We start from the raw sequence: 14,049 nt of genomic DNA on the forward strand, positions 1-14,049 counted from the left end.
CCGCAGCAAGGTTCGCCGTGCTCTACCGCGCAGCCATCGTGCAGCCGATTTCCTGTTTCGTGCCGTAAAGGCTGTCGAGTTCGGCAGGGTTCTGCGGCACGGCCGACACCTGGTTGAGCCAGTCCCACTTGTCGGTGATGTGATCCTTCACCTTGAAGACCGTCCAGCGGCGCAACATCTGGTGATCCCACGGGCGGAAATAGGCAGGCCCGCTGCTGTCGCCGAACTGCACGGTCTCCAGGCTCTGCACGATGTCCGGCCCGGATGTGCTCTTTGCCTGGTTGACACCCGCGAGCAGCGCGCGCGTCGTGAACCAGCCGATCCACGCCTTGTCGGCGGGCGGCTTGCCGTACTTCGCCGTGTACTTCTTGATGAACGCGAGTTCTTCGGGCGAATGGCCCGGCGAACTGTAGTGCCACGGCTTGCCGTAGTAGCCGGTTGCCGCATCCACGTTGATCGACCACAGATCCGAATCGCCGATGATGGGACAGGCAACGGGGATCTTGTCCTTCATGCCCATTTCCGCGTACTGCTTGAGGAAGGTCGAGAGATCGCCGCCGGGCAGGCCGAGCAGCACGACATCGGGCTTCGACTGGCGAATCTTCAGGATGAACGAGCTGAAGTCGGTGGTGTTGAGCGGCGTCACATCCGCGCCCGCGATCGTGCCGCCCGACTGTTTCAGCAACTCGGACATCGAGCGCTGGATATCCTGCCCATACGCGTAGTTCGCGACGAGGAAGTGCCACTTCTTGCCGATCGCGAGCAGCGACGGCGCGAGCGCGCGGCACGTGACGGGCGTCGGACTGAGCACACGAAACGTGTACGGATTGCAGCTGCTGCCCGTCAGCTCGCGCGCGGCGGCGTTCGGGGCGATATAGGGTGTCTTCGTGCGAGCCGCGACGGACGACATCGCCAGCGACGTGCCGCTATTCGTGCCGCCGATCACAGCGATGACCTTGTCCTGCTCGATCAGCTTCTGCATGTTCTGCTGCGCCGACTGGGGATTCGGCTCGTCGTACCAGACCAGATCCACGCGGCGGCCGCGCGCCTGGTTGTTCGCATCGTCGAGCGCCAGCTTCACGCCATTCGCGATCACTTCGCCCTGTTCGGTCCACACGCCTTGCTTGGCCATCAGCAGGCCGAGCTTGAGCGGCTGCTCGCCTTGCGCGCGCACGATCGCGGGCGCCGCCAGCACGGCCGCGCCGCTCGCGAGCGTCTTGCCCGCCGTGGCGAGCCATGCGCGCCGCGTCATGCCCGCGCTGTCAGGCGCACTCTGCGCTTCGTGGTGCTTGAGTTGTGTGTGTTCGTCCTTCATGTCTCTCCGCTCCTGTCCGTATCCGTTCGCAAATTTTCGACAACCAAAACTTTTGATGAACTGTAGTTTGAATTGGAATAGTATTCAACAATTAAAGCATGTTTCATAGAATCCGGGTATTCACCTGGAAGCCTCGAATAACCCTTGTGTTCAACCTGAGGAGATGAAGGACATGGCAAGGAGACGTTTGGCGGTGATCGGCGCGGGCGCGATCGGACGGATGCACGTGGAACGGGCGCGGCTGCATCCACAGGCAGAGGTGGTGGCGATTGCGGACCCGTCGCCCGCCGCGCGCGAATTCGCGCGGCAGGAAGGGTTGCGCTGGTTTGCCGACTACACGCCGATGCTCGACGAAATACGTCCCGAAGGCGCGATCGTCGCGACACCGAACGCGACGCATGTCGACGTGGGCCTTGCATGCCTCGCGCGCGGCATTCCGGCGCTGATCGAAAAGCCCGTGGCCGATGACGTGGAAGCGGCGCAACAGTTGAGCCGCGCAGCCAGCGCAGCGAACGTGCCGCTGCTGGTGGGGCATCATCGGCGGCACAACCCGATCCTGCGGCGCGCGAAGGAAATCGTCGTGTCCGGGCGGCTGGGCACGCCCGTTACCGCGAACGCGCTCGCGACGTTCTACAAGCCCGACGCCTATTTCGACGTCGAATGGCGGCGGCGCGCGGGCGGCGGGCCCGTGCTGATCAATCTGATCCACGACATCGACATCATGCGGTTTCTACTCGGCGAGATCGTCGAGGTGCAGGCGCTGACGTCGAATGCCGTGCGGGGTTTCGACGTCGAGGATACGGCCGCCGTGTTGCTGCGCTTCGCTAGCGGCGCGCTGGGCACGCTCGCCGTTTCGGACTGCGCGGCCGCACCTTGGAACTGGGACCTTGCGGCGGGCGAAGCGGCGCACTATCCGCGCCAGCAGGTGAACACGCATTTTCTGATCGGCACCGACGCGTCGCTGACGCTGCCGCAACTCGACGTATGGGAATACCGCGCGCGCAAAGGCTGGCACGAACCGTTGACCGTCGAGCGCAGCACGCCGCACAGCGCCGATCCGTATCACGAGCAGTTGCGCCACTTCGCCGCTGTGATCGCGCGTGAGGAGGCGCCGCTGTGTTCGGTCGAGGACGCCGCGCGCACGCTGGCCGCGACGCTCGCCGTGCATCGGGCCGTGGCGGCGCGCGCGCCCGTCGCGCCCGCGCTTTGAGGTCGAATTATTGTCAGTGATGTGCGGCGTGCGTGTGGCGGTAGAACGCTACCGTCTGCCGCAGACCTGCTTCGAGCGAGGTCTGCGGCAGACCCGGCAACAGGTGCTCCAGGGCGGGATCGTGCGGAAACGCAGTCGCGATGGGCAGCGCAGCACCCGCGGCATCGATGCGCGCGCCCGGCACGATCGTGCCAATTCCGTCGATCACCGTTTGCACGGAAGCGATCTCTCCTGCGAGCGTGAACGCGTGGGCGCCTTCCACATCGCGCAGCAAGGCCGCCTCGTAGGCGGCGGCGACATCGTCGGCGTAGACGAAACCTGTCGAACCCGTGAACGGCATCGTGTAGCGCTCGCCACGTGCGGCCGCGCGGCACGCAAGGCTCGGACCGGCGCTCGATCCCGTCTCGCGTCCCGCGCCATAGACGACCAGCGGGCGAAAGCCGACGCTCGCGATGCCGTGGTCGTTCCAGTACGCGCGCGCCGAGCCTTCGCAGGCGAGCTTGAATGCGCCGTAGTGCGTCTGCGGAAACGGGGTCGCGCCGTCGTCGGGGCCGAACACGCCAGCGCTGCTTGCGTAGAGCACACGCTGCAGACCCGCCGCGCGTGCCGCGTCGAAGACGTTCAGCGTGCCGATCAGATTGATCTGCGCGCCGCGCACGGGGTTGGCCGCGCAATCCGGCGTGAGAATGCCCGCGAGATGGATCACGGCATCGCAGCCGTCCAGCGCGCGTGCGACGTCGGCGGCTTGCGCGATATCGCCCGTTCGCCATTGGACGGTTTCCGCCTGCTCCGGCGACAGCGCATGCAGCAACTGCGGCTTCGCCTGCAGATCGAACGCAACGCATTCGATGCCGCTGGCAAGCAGCCGCCGCATGATCCACGCGCCCAGAAAGCCGCTACCACCCGTTACCAGTACCCGCATGTCGTTTCTCCTCGTCGTCACAAAAACTTTGCAAGATCGCAATTTGTGGAATAGTATTCCACAAAGAAAGTTAGTTCCATAGTTTCTGAAAGAGCAGAGCCGAAGATGAAGCGTGAAGCGATACTCGAATGCGATGTGCTGGTGCTGGGCTCCGGTGCGGGCGGGCTGTCGGCTGCCGTGACGGCGGCGGCGCAGGGCTTGCACGTCATGGTTGCGGAGAAGGAAGACGTATTCGGCGGCACGACCGCGTGGTCGGGCGGATGGATGTGGATTCCGCGTAATCCGCTGGCGACGCGCGCAGGCATCTGCGAGGACATCGACGCGCCGCGCACGTATCTGAAGAGCGAACTCGGCGCGCAGTTCGATGCGGACAAGGCGGACGCATTGCTGGAGCGCGGCCCCGAAATGATCGAGTTCTTCGAGCAGCACACGGCGATGCGCTTCGTCGACGGCAATCGCGTTCCCGATTTCCATACCACGCCCGGCGCGGCAACGGGTGGCCGCTCGGTGTGTGCGATGCCGTTCGACGGCAGGGAGCTCGGTCCGTTGGTCCACAAGCTGCGCGAGCCACTGTCGGTGATGACGATCAAGGGCATGGCGCTGGCGTCGGGGCAGGACCTCGCGCACTTCTATCGCGCGACGCGCTCCGTGAAATCCGCGCTTTACGTCACGCGGCGGCTGGCTGCGTTCGCGTGGCAGAAACTGCGTCACGGACGCTCGATGCATCTCGTCAACGGCAATGCGCTGGTGGCGCGGCTGTTGAAGTCGGCGGCAGATCGGAATGTGGATCTGCGCACGCGCGCCAAGGCGATTGGTTTGCTGCGCGACGACGCGCGCGTCACGGGCGCGCGGGTCGAGATCGACGGCGTGGTGCACGAAGTGCGGGCGTCGCGCGGCGTGGTGCTCGCATGCGGCGGTTTTCCGCATGATGTCGCCCGGCGCGCGCGCACGTTTGCTTACACGCCATCGGGCAAGGAACACTGGTCGGCGGCACCGCGCGCGAATACGGGTGACGGCATTCGCCTGGGCGAATCGATTGGTGGGCGTTTCAATGATGCGCTCGATGCGCCCGCAGCCTGGGCGCCCGTTTCGCTCGTGCGGCAACGCGGCGGCGATGTGGCGTTTGCGCATCTGATCGAACGCGCGAAGCCGGGTGTGATTGCCGTCACGCGCGCGGGGCAGCGCTTCGTCAACGAGGCGTCGTCCTATCACGACTTCATGTCGGCGTTGCTCGGTACGACGCGGCGCGGTGAAGCGGTCTGCGCCTGGCTGATCTGCGATCACCGTTTTCAGCGCCGCTATGGGCTCGGCTTTTCGAAGCCGTTTCCGTTCCCGGTTTCGAGCTATGTGCGCTCGGGTTATCTGAAGCGGGGCGCGACGCTCGCTGAACTTGCCGCCGTGTGCGGTATCGATGCGCAGGGCCTGGAGAACACGGTTGCCGCCTACAACACGTATGCGAAAGACGGTTTCGATCCGCAGTTTCACAAAGGTTCGACGCCATACAACCGCGTGCAGGGCGACCCGACGCACGAGCCGAATCCCTGTCTCGCGCCAATCGAAAACGGACCGTTCTATGCCGTCAAACTGCTGCCGGGCAGCCTCGGCACGTTCGCGGGCCTCGCCACCGATGCGAACGCCCGCGTGCTCGACGGCCACGACCACGCAATTCCCGGCCTCTACGCGGTCGGCAACGACAGCGCGAGCATGATGGGCGGCTGCTATCCGAGCGGCGGCATCACACTCGGCCCGGCGATGACATTCGGCTATCTCGCGGGACTTTCTCTTGCCGGTGCAGCGCAACGCTCGACGCGCACCGGTTCTCCCAGTTCACATCAAGGAACCACGCAATGACACTCTATGACACAGTCACGCTCACGGTGAAAATCGGCACGAACGCGCAGGTGTTCGAAAGCATCAAGGCGAGCGGCAATCAGCCCGGCTCGACGTTGCTCGGCTGCTGGTATTCGGACATCGGCGCGCTTGGGAAGGTGATGGTGCTGCGCGGCTTCGAATCGGAAGCGGCGCTCGTCAACGAGCGCAAGCGTCTGCTGCTGGAAGGCAATCCGTTCGGCTGCGGCGAGTTCGTCGTGGACGTCAAGGTGGAGAGCTATGCGCTCTTTCCGTTCCTGCCGCCTGTCGAACCGGCCGTGCACGGCGGCATCTACGAGATGCGTGTCTATGGCACGAAGCTCGCGAGCCTGCAGCATACGATCGACGCATGGGAAAAGGCCGTGCCCGAGCGCACCAAGCGTTCCCCGCTGATCGGCGCGATGTATTCGCTCGACGGCACCGTGCCGCGCTTTCTGAACATCTGGCCGTATGCGGGTGTCGACGAACGCTCGCGCATTCGCGCGGAAGCGGTGAAGGACGGCATCTGGCCGCCGAAGGGCGGACCCGCGCATCTGACGACCATGGAGTCGACGATCTACGTGCCCGCGCCGTTTTCGCCGCTGCGCTGAACGCTGTACGCAATACACGATACGAACTGGATAAAGGAGACATGATGACTCAGGCTCATGCGCGCGCGCTGTCGCTGTCGGCGCTGACCGTGCTGGAACTGACGCCGCCGCAGATGGTGCAATGCGCGGCTGATGCGGGCTACGACTTCGTCGGCCTGCGTCTGCTGCCTGCGACCGATCACGAAGTGCGGCATGAAATCGTCGGCGATACCGCGCTCAAGCGCGAGACGCTCGCGGTGTTGAAGGACACGGGCATGCGCGTGCTCGATGTCGAGATCGTGCGGCTGAAGCCCGATACCGATGTGGCGTCGTACAAGCCGATGTTCGAAACAGCCGCCGAACTCGGCGCGCGCTATGTGCTCGTGGCGGGCAACGATCCCGACGAAGCGCGCATGGCCGACCGGCTCGGCAAGCTGTGCGACATCGCGGCGCCGCTCGGCCTCACGCCTTCGCTCGAGCCGATGCCGTGGACCGACGTGAAGAACATCGCGCAGGGCGCGCGCATCGTCGAAGCGAGCGGCAAGCGCAACACGGGTCTCATCATCGATCCGATTCACTTCGACCGTGCAGCCGATTCGCTCGATGCATTGCGCGCACTGCCGCGCGAATACTTCGGCTACGTGCAGTTCTGCGACGCGCCCGCCGAGCGTCCCACCGATCTCGATACGCTGCTGTTCCAGGCGCGTTGCGAACGGATGATTCCGGGCGAAGGCGGCCTCGATCTCGCTGGGATTCTGCGGGCGTTGCCGGCGCATTTGCCTGTGAGCGTCGAAGTGCCGACGCAGCAGTGGGCGAAGACCACCCGCGCCGTCGATCGTGCGCGCCGCCTGCGTGAGGCGACGCGGGCGGTGATCGAACAGGCCTACGCGACAGCGACGTGAGCGCCTCGCATTGATTGTTAGCTGCCGCCAATGAAGGACATGCGAAACTGCTTGAATTCCACTATGGAATCATGTTCTCATTTGCACGATACAGTTTAAATGAGAGTGCACTATGGCAGGCAATCTGGAGCGGGCGCTGGCGGTGCTCGAACTGCTGGCGAAGAACGGCGGCCGCATGCCGCTCGCGGCCATCGCCGACACGCTGAACATTCCGCGCAGCGGCACGCACCGTCTGCTGTCGATGCTGATCGACGAAGGTTTCGTGCGTCAGGACGAGGACCACGGCGAGTACATGCTCGCGCTGAAGCTGGTGTCGCTGGCGCTGATCTATCTGTCGACGAGTGGCGTGTCCGATATTTCGCAGCCGGTGCTCGACCGGCTTGCGGAAAGTTCGGGTGAACTGGCGCGCCTGGGCGTCGTCGAGGACGACCACATTACGTTTGTCGGCAAGGCGCAGGGCGCGAAGTCGGGGCTGCGTTATGACCCGGACATGGGTAGCCAGCCGCCGCTGCATTGCACGGCAAGCGGGCAGGCGTGGCTTTCGACGCTGTCCGACGAACGTGCCATCGAGCTGGTGTCGAAACAGGGCGGCCTCGGGCCGAAATCGCTCAATGCGCCGCGTGCGCCGAAGACCATTCAACAATTCCTCAAGGATCTGAACGGCGCGCGGCAACGCGGCTATGGCGTGGCGATCGAGACGTACGAGGCGGGCATGACATCGATTGCCGCGCCCGTGCGCAATCCCGTCACCGACGAGGTGGTGGGCATCGTGAGTCTTGCGGGGCCGACCAGCCGGTTGCCGGAGTCGCGCCTGAAGGAACTCGCGCCTTCGCTGTTGAGCGCGGCGGCGGACATGGGCGCGGCGACGCTCAGTTCGCCGCTTTTCAAGCGCGCAATTGCCGAGGCGGCACCAGCGGCGCCGGAGCCCGCCGCGAAGAAGCGCGGACGGGCTGGGGCAAAGGTGTAACGGCAGCGGTGGTGCACGGTGTGCCCTCGACAGGCACCGTGCACCCAGCCAAAACAATTCTGCTCACCGATCCCGTTGCACGTTGTCGGCAGCATGCAGCGCAGTGGCCTTCCATGCCTGCTCGACCCACTACCTGATTGATCTGTGGTGTGCCGTCTCCATCTCGAGCCACACCAATCTTCGCAGACCGTTCGACTCGGCCCACCCTGTCCCCGCCGCAAGCGCATTAACCATTCGCTCAAACCCGAGGCAGTTTTTCTCAATAGACCTGCCGTGACGGGCTGTCACAATTTCAGTGCGTTACAAACAAACGAAAAGAAGGATGGTCCACACCCGGCCGGCGACTGTTTCCAGTTCGCCAGCAAGACAGGTCGTGGCCCAGACTACGGAGACAGCGACGATCATGAGATACAGGACCGCAATATGTGCTTGCGCGGCGTTGGTGCACATCGCGCCGGCATGGGCGCAGGGTGAAGATGAAGCGGCAGAGGCCAGCAAACCCGCGGGTGCCAGTATGGTCACGATATATGGCTTGATCGATCAGGGGGTGGAGTACGTCAATAACGTGGCCAAGGGCAAAAACGCCACGACCAACGCGTATCGGATGGGGGACGGGACGGCAACATCCTACTTCGGAATTCGCGGTAGCGAGGATCTTGGCGGGGGACGAAGGCGATATTTGATTTGCAAGGCGGGTTTATGCCGAGCAATGGAACGTCCAGGCAAGGTGGCCGGCTGTTCGGGCGACAATCCTACGTCGGGCTCGATGGAAAGTTCGGTCGTCTCACGTTTGGTCGTCAGTACACGATGCGCTTTTTTGCCACTTCGTTCATTAACCCGTTCGGCACAGGCGCGCAGGGTCTCACCACGCTGGACAATGGTATCGCCAATGCCCGTGCCGATAATTCCGTGAGCTACCGTTATTTTCTTGGCGATTTTGAAGGCGGTGTGAACTATAGCTTCGGTCGTGATGCCGTCAACGGCAACAGCGCTGCCGCATCGAATTGTCCCGGTCAGACGACACCTTCGAACCAATGCCGGGAATATTCGGCAATGGTCAAATACGAGGGCCATTTCTGGGGCGTGGCCAGCTCCTACGAGCGCAACTATGGCGGCACCTCGGCGACATGGGGCGGTCTCACATCGCCGAAACTCACGGACAGCCGTTTCACGCTGGGCGGTTACTTCAAGATAAGCAAAGCCAAGTTCGGCGTAGGCTGGATCAGGCGCGATGACGAAGGCATCTCGACGCCGAAGAGCAACCTGTTCTGGGTGACGGGCACCGTGCCCGTGACACCATTCGTCTATGTCGACGGCATGGTGGCGCAGCTCAAGTACGACCATTCGCCCAACAAGGCGCTCGTGCTGGTATTGCGCGGCGAATACCTGCTGTCCAAGCGTACGTTCCTGTATCTGACGGGTGAGCGCATCCACAACTACGGCAATCTCGCACTCGCAGCGACGACGATTACGCCCGTTCCCACTCCGCCGCCTGGCAGCTCGCAGATCTCCGTTATTGCGGGCATCCGGCATACGTTTTGAAGTTGAGCTGGACGCGCGCGTAGCGGCTCGATGAAGGGCACCCCAGACGTCGGACCTCGATCCGGCCTCTGGGGTGTTTTTCATGGTGAAGGGCAAGCATTCGCCTGTCCGTATCGACGAGGCCTCTGCGCGGCAGGGCGTTTCCAGTCTGGCGTTATCAGCCGATCAGCTTCGCCGCGGCATTCGCCGCCGACATGTCGGCCACATCGGTGAAGGGCTGCTTCTGCTTCAGGCTGCCCACGCCGATAAACATGTCTTGCAGATAACCGATGTCGTCGCTGGTCAGCGACAGATCCCTGGAATACGGGCGTTGCGTCTCGTTGAAATCCCAGATGGCCTGTGCCGATGCCTTATCGAACTTCTTTTGCGCCTGCTTGCGTGCCTGGAAGAACGCATCGTGCGATGCGGGCGACATCAGATAGTCGTAGAGCGCACCGTAGGCGGCCATGACGGCGACCAACTCTTCGTGCTTGCTCCGCAGCGCGGCATCGGAAGCATAGGCGGTCTGGAAGATGCATCTGGGCAGAGCCTGCCACAGGTTGGCATCGCTTATCGCGACCAGCCCGTCCTGGTCGCGCAGGTGCGAGATGCTCGAGCAGCAGGCGTCTGCTTCGCCCTTTACGACCGCCTCGTAGCATTGATCGTTGCTGCCTTTGTCGACGAAGTCGATCTGCGTGGCGTCGATCCCTTTTTCTTTCATCAGCTGCCGCATCAACGTATGCAACAGGCCCAGCTTCGGGCCGACCGCGATGGTTCTGCCTTGCAGATCGGCGAGAGTCCTGATCTCATCTGGCCTCGCAAAGACCGTCAGCGCGCATTTCTTCATGCCGGCACCGACGATCTTGACCTTGGCGCCTAGCGCGATGCGCGATAACACCCCGTTGTAGCCCGATACCATGCACAGGTCTGCGGCTCCAAGGGCGATCGCATCGAACGGGCCCGATGTGCCTGGGATCTGCACGGTCTGCGCATCGACGCCGAATTGCCTGAAGTATCCCATTTCGTCCATCAACGCGTTCAGCGTGGCGTTCTCCAGTCCTGGATTGCTGGCGATCCGGATCTGGCTGTTGGCGCCTCGCGCGTAATACGGCGCAGCGAGTCCGCCCGCAGCGACGCTCAAGCCGAGAAGGCCCGCGCCGCGCAAGAACCGACGGCGGCTGAGGGGCTGGGTCATTGGCTGTCTCCGTGCGCCGGTTGATCCGGCCGTTTGTGATGGATCGACGAGTCATGGACGCATCCCGGTGCCGTTGTGCCGATCTCAGTGCACGTTGCCGTTCGACCCGTCGCCGTCGGGAACCTCAGCAACACAAGGCGGCTCGTGACCCGTCGTCGCCATTCGGTAAAAATGCCGTAGCGAAGGCGAACCGCTTGATGCCTGAATCGGCAAACTCTGCGGCTCGACGCAAACGGGCGCATCGGGATCTTGCCAGTGAACTGCGCCTGCGGACAATTGAGTAAAATGGCCTGAGGCTTAACCAGATGGTCAACCCGGAGGGGGCACGTGTCGGAGCTCGACTGGTATCTGCAGATCAACCTTAAGGCCCGACACCTGCACCTTCTCGTTGCGATCGATACATACCGTAACCTGACCCAGGTGGCCGACGTCACGCATGTGACAGTGCCTGCCGTGTCGAAGTCGCTCGCCGAACTCGAACGGGGACTCGGGCTGACGCTCTTCTCGCGCACGACGCAAGGCCTGGTGCCGACGCCATATGGCGATTGCCTGATTCGCCATGCGCGGGCGATGCTGACGATCCTGCATCAGGCACGCGACGAGTTGAAGGCGCTCAGTTCAGGGGCCGAGGGCAAGGTCCATATCGGTATGCTGGCTGCCTCCGCCTCCGTGTTGCTGCCGCAGGCACTCAGCCTTCTGAAGCAGCGGTCGCCTGGTACCAATGTGGTGGTGATCGAAGGGACGACGGGCTCGTTGCTGCCTGAACTCTGGCAAGGGCGCCTCGATCTCGTGGTGGGCCGCTTGCCGCCGCCGGATACGCTGGGCAGCTTCGAGGAGCGCGAGCTTCTGGAAGATCCCGTCACGCTGGTAACCGGCCGTCACCATCCGTTGGCTCGCAGGAAAACCCTCAAATGGGCGGACTTGCACCCCTTCCCCTGGATACTGCCGCCGCCCGGCTCGATACTGCGCGATCCGCTTGAACGTGCGCTGGAAGCGCACGACGTGCCGCTGTCCAGCAACTACATCGAAACGCTGTCCATTCATGTCGTGCGCGCGCATCTGCAAGTCTCGGATTTCATCGCCGTGATGGCCGACACGCCCGCGAACGATCCTGCGCAGCCGCTTCATACGCTTCCGTTAAGCCTGCCCCGGCTGCTGCGTCCGACTGGCGTGCTGTGGAACCGCAACCGTGGCCTGACGCCCAGCGCCCAGCTCATGGTGACGTGTCTCGAAGAGGCCGCTCAACGTCTCGCGGCGAAGCGTCAGACTGCACGATAGGCTTCAGCCCGACACAACTCGCCGCCGCCCGCGCATTCCACACCCATTCGTCCTTGTGCCACTGCCGCCGGGCATCCTTTGCCTGGCCTCGACCTCGGACGAGCCTTAACCGTTTACTCAAACCCCCGGCCGTTTTTCTCAATTGATTCGTTTCGGCACGCTGGCAGAATTTCATTGCGTTCACTCGATAAATGAACGGAGACAACGTGATTCACGCCCGGGACTGCGATGGTCTCCGGCCAAGGCCACGACGGCGGATCACGGATCATTACGGAGACAGGGACGACCATGAAGTTCAGGACCGCAATTCGCGCTTGCGCGGCGCTGCTCGGTATTGCCGCGATGGCGATGACTGGGTCGGCTTTTGGCCAGTCGGTCGAAAACTTCTATCACGGCAAGACCTTGACGCTCGTCGTCAGCGCCGACGCGGGTACGCCCACGGACATCATTGCGCGCCAGTTCGCGCGCTTCTTCGTGAACTACATTCCCGGCAAACCCCGCGCGGTGGTAATGAACGTGGTCGGGGCAGGCGGAATGGTTGCGGCAGCTTCGCTTCAATCCAGACAGCCCAATGACGGCACCGTGATCGGCTTCCTGCAGCGCAACAACCTTTATATTCCGTTGCTCGATCCGCGCCAGAACCGGTTCGATCCGCGTCAGGTGAGATGGCTTGGCAGTCTCAACAAAGTCGAGTACGCGCTGGTCTCGATGACGCGATCTGGCGTCACCACGGCAGACGATCTCACTAAAAAGAAGATGTACATCGGCGCAACGGGTTTCGCCAACGAGGACCGGACGCTGCCCGCGTTGCTCGATGAATATCTCGGCGCCAAGATGAGCATCGTGCCTGGCTACACGGGGCGCGGCGAAGTGTATCTGGCGATGCAGCGCGGCGAAGTCGATGGCTGGGCATCGACCATCGACGGGCTGCAACAGGGTGAGCCCGTGCGGATGCTCGCCAACGGCAAGATGAAGGTGCTGCTGCATCTGGGCTGGAAAAGTCCGGCTCCTTTCCAGGATGTGCCGAACCTGAGCGCCTACATCACCAGTCCCGACGTCAAAGAACTGTTCAACCTGTTCCTGCTGCCGTTCCAGGCGGGCCGGCCGATCGCCGTGCCGAAAGACGTGCCGCAGGATCGTCTCGATGCGTTGCGCACTGCCTTCGCAAAGACGATCGCAGACCCCGAGTTCATCGCGGCAATGACACATTCGGGCTTTCCGATCGATCCGATCGACGGAAGCGCGGTGGAAAAGATCGTCAGCAGGTTGTATGCGACACCCGAACCGCAGCTCGAGAGCGCGCGCAAGCTCATCTTTAGTTCCCGTTGACCGCAGCAGAGGCAGTGCGGCTCAGTTCGCTCGCACGCCCGGCTCGATCTGAAGCAGCGCATGTCATGAACCTCATGTGGGTGAATGACGGCACATCACCACGAGGTTAATTCACATGACGCCCGACATTATCGACATTCACCCGCACATCATCTCGGCGGATACGGATCGCTACCCGATCGCGCCTCAACATGGACATCGTTCGAAGTGGTCCGCTACGCGTCCCGTCACATTCGAGCAGATGATCGCAGAGATGGATGAAGCGGGTGTGGCGAAAGCGGCGATCGTGCATTCGTCGACGACTTACGGTCACAACAACGCATACGTGGCGGACAGCGTGGCGCAGTATCCGAAGCGCTTCACGGGTGTCTATTCATTCGACCTGCTTGCGCCCGATGCATTGAAGACCTTCGACTACTGGCTTGCCAACGGCATGGGCGGAATCCGGCTTTTCACGGGCGGCGCGACCCATCAGGGCGATGCAAGCTGGCTGATCGATCCCGCCACGTTCCCGATCTGGGAGCGTTGCGCCGACATCGGCATGACGATGGCCGTTCAGACGACACCCGACGGCTTATCGATGGTCGCTGAACTGGCTGAACGTTTCCCCACGGTGAAGATCGCGCTCGATCACTGCGGTAGGCCCGATATCGAAGATGGGCCGCCCTATGCAGGTTGCGCGGCGCTGTTCGATCTGGCGAAGTACGACAACGTGTACATGAAGATCACGCCGCGAACCTTCGATCTCGCGCAAGCCGCAAAGGGCGGGGCGGAGGCGTTTTTCCCGCAACTGGTCAAGGTGTTCGGCGCCGACCACCTGGCATTCGGATCGAACTACCCGGCGTCCGCAGGGCCGTTGAGGAATCTGATCGATCAGGGACACGCGTGTTTCGCAAGTCTCAGCGATGACGAGCGCGCATGGGTCTGGGGCCGCACGGCCAAAGTGCTTTATCCGACGCTGGCCGACTGAAG

Annotated in this window: 11 protein-coding genes and 1 pseudogene; 9 read left to right on the plus strand and 3 right to left on the minus strand. The window is 63.0% G+C overall.

Annotated elements, in window-relative coordinates; genetic code table 11:
- Positions 1-22 precede the first annotated feature (22 nt).
- Complete coding sequence (locus tag PPGU16_RS29785) at positions 23-1,315, minus strand: ABC transporter substrate-binding protein (RefSeq protein WP_180726334.1); 1,293 nt, start codon at positions 1,313-1,315, stop codon at positions 23-25.
- 172 nt (positions 1,316-1,487) lie between these two features.
- Here PPGU16_RS29785 and PPGU16_RS29790 point away from each other — a divergent pair, with 172 nt between their 5' ends.
- The gene (locus PPGU16_RS29790; RefSeq protein WP_180726335.1) at positions 1,488-2,525 is read left to right on the plus strand and encodes a Gfo/Idh/MocA family protein; all 1,038 of its coding nucleotides are present in this window, start codon (positions 1,488-1,490) and stop codon (positions 2,523-2,525) included.
- Between the two features lie 13 nt (positions 2,526-2,538).
- Here PPGU16_RS29790 and PPGU16_RS29795 read toward each other — a convergent pair whose 3' ends face one another.
- Positions 2,539-3,447, minus strand: a complete 909-nt coding sequence (locus tag PPGU16_RS29795) for an NAD-dependent epimerase/dehydratase family protein (RefSeq protein ID WP_180726336.1) — start codon at positions 3,445-3,447, stop codon at positions 2,539-2,541.
- A 105-nt stretch (positions 3,448-3,552) separates the two neighbouring features.
- Between PPGU16_RS29795 and PPGU16_RS29800 the strand changes: the two genes are divergently transcribed.
- The 5 genes and pseudogenes from PPGU16_RS29800 to PPGU16_RS29820 all read left to right on the plus strand — a co-directional run bounded on the left by PPGU16_RS29800 (position 3,553) and on the right by PPGU16_RS29820 (position 9,296).
- Positions 3,553-5,298 (plus strand): FAD-dependent oxidoreductase, encoded by a 1,746-nt coding sequence (locus PPGU16_RS29800; RefSeq protein WP_180726337.1) that lies wholly within the window; start codon positions 3,553-3,555, stop codon positions 5,296-5,298.
- Positions 5,295-5,906 carry an NIPSNAP family protein gene (locus tag PPGU16_RS29805; protein WP_180726338.1) on the plus strand — a complete coding sequence of 204 codons (612 nt, stop codon included), beginning with the start codon at positions 5,295-5,297 and terminating at the stop codon, positions 5,904-5,906. Before PPGU16_RS29800 ends, PPGU16_RS29805 begins: the two co-directional genes overlap by 4 nt.
- A gap of 44 nt (positions 5,907-5,950) precedes the next feature.
- Positions 5,951-6,787, plus strand: coding sequence for a sugar phosphate isomerase/epimerase family protein (locus PPGU16_RS29810; protein ID WP_180726339.1), 837 nt, complete (start codon positions 5,951-5,953; stop codon positions 6,785-6,787).
- A gap of 112 nt (positions 6,788-6,899) precedes the next feature.
- The gene (locus PPGU16_RS29815) at positions 6,900-7,754 is read left to right on the plus strand and encodes an IclR family transcriptional regulator (protein ID WP_180726340.1); all 855 of its coding nucleotides are present in this window, start codon (positions 6,900-6,902) and stop codon (positions 7,752-7,754) included.
- A 403-nt stretch (positions 7,755-8,157) separates the two neighbouring features.
- A pseudogene (locus PPGU16_RS29820) lies at positions 8,158-9,296 on the plus strand (porin).
- A 157-nt stretch (positions 9,297-9,453) separates the two neighbouring features.
- On the opposite strand, the gene PPGU16_RS29825 reads toward PPGU16_RS29820, so the two are convergent.
- Positions 9,454-10,470, minus strand: a complete 1,017-nt coding sequence (locus tag PPGU16_RS29825; RefSeq protein WP_180726341.1) for an ABC transporter substrate-binding protein — start codon at positions 10,468-10,470, stop codon at positions 9,454-9,456.
- Positions 10,471-10,797: 327 nt separating this feature from the next.
- Here PPGU16_RS29825 and PPGU16_RS29830 point away from each other — a divergent pair, with 327 nt between their 5' ends.
- The 3 genes from PPGU16_RS29830 to PPGU16_RS29840 all read left to right on the plus strand — a co-directional run bounded on the left by PPGU16_RS29830 (position 10,798) and on the right by PPGU16_RS29840 (position 14,047).
- On the plus strand, positions 10,798-11,748 hold the full coding sequence (locus PPGU16_RS29830) for a LysR substrate-binding domain-containing protein (protein ID WP_180726342.1): 951 nt from the start codon (positions 10,798-10,800) through the stop codon (positions 11,746-11,748).
- Between the two features lie 288 nt (positions 11,749-12,036).
- On the plus strand, positions 12,037-13,077 hold the full coding sequence (locus tag PPGU16_RS29835) for a Bug family tripartite tricarboxylate transporter substrate binding protein (RefSeq protein WP_180726343.1): 1,041 nt from the start codon (positions 12,037-12,039) through the stop codon (positions 13,075-13,077).
- Positions 13,078-13,192: 115 nt separating this feature from the next.
- The gene (locus tag PPGU16_RS29840; protein ID WP_180726344.1) at positions 13,193-14,047 is read left to right on the plus strand and encodes an amidohydrolase family protein; all 855 of its coding nucleotides are present in this window, start codon (positions 13,193-13,195) and stop codon (positions 14,045-14,047) included.
- Positions 14,048-14,049 lie beyond the last annotated feature (2 nt).

This window comes from Paraburkholderia largidicola (genome assembly GCF_013426895.1).
Lineage (GTDB): Bacteria > Pseudomonadota > Gammaproteobacteria > Burkholderiales > Burkholderiaceae > Paraburkholderia > Paraburkholderia largidicola.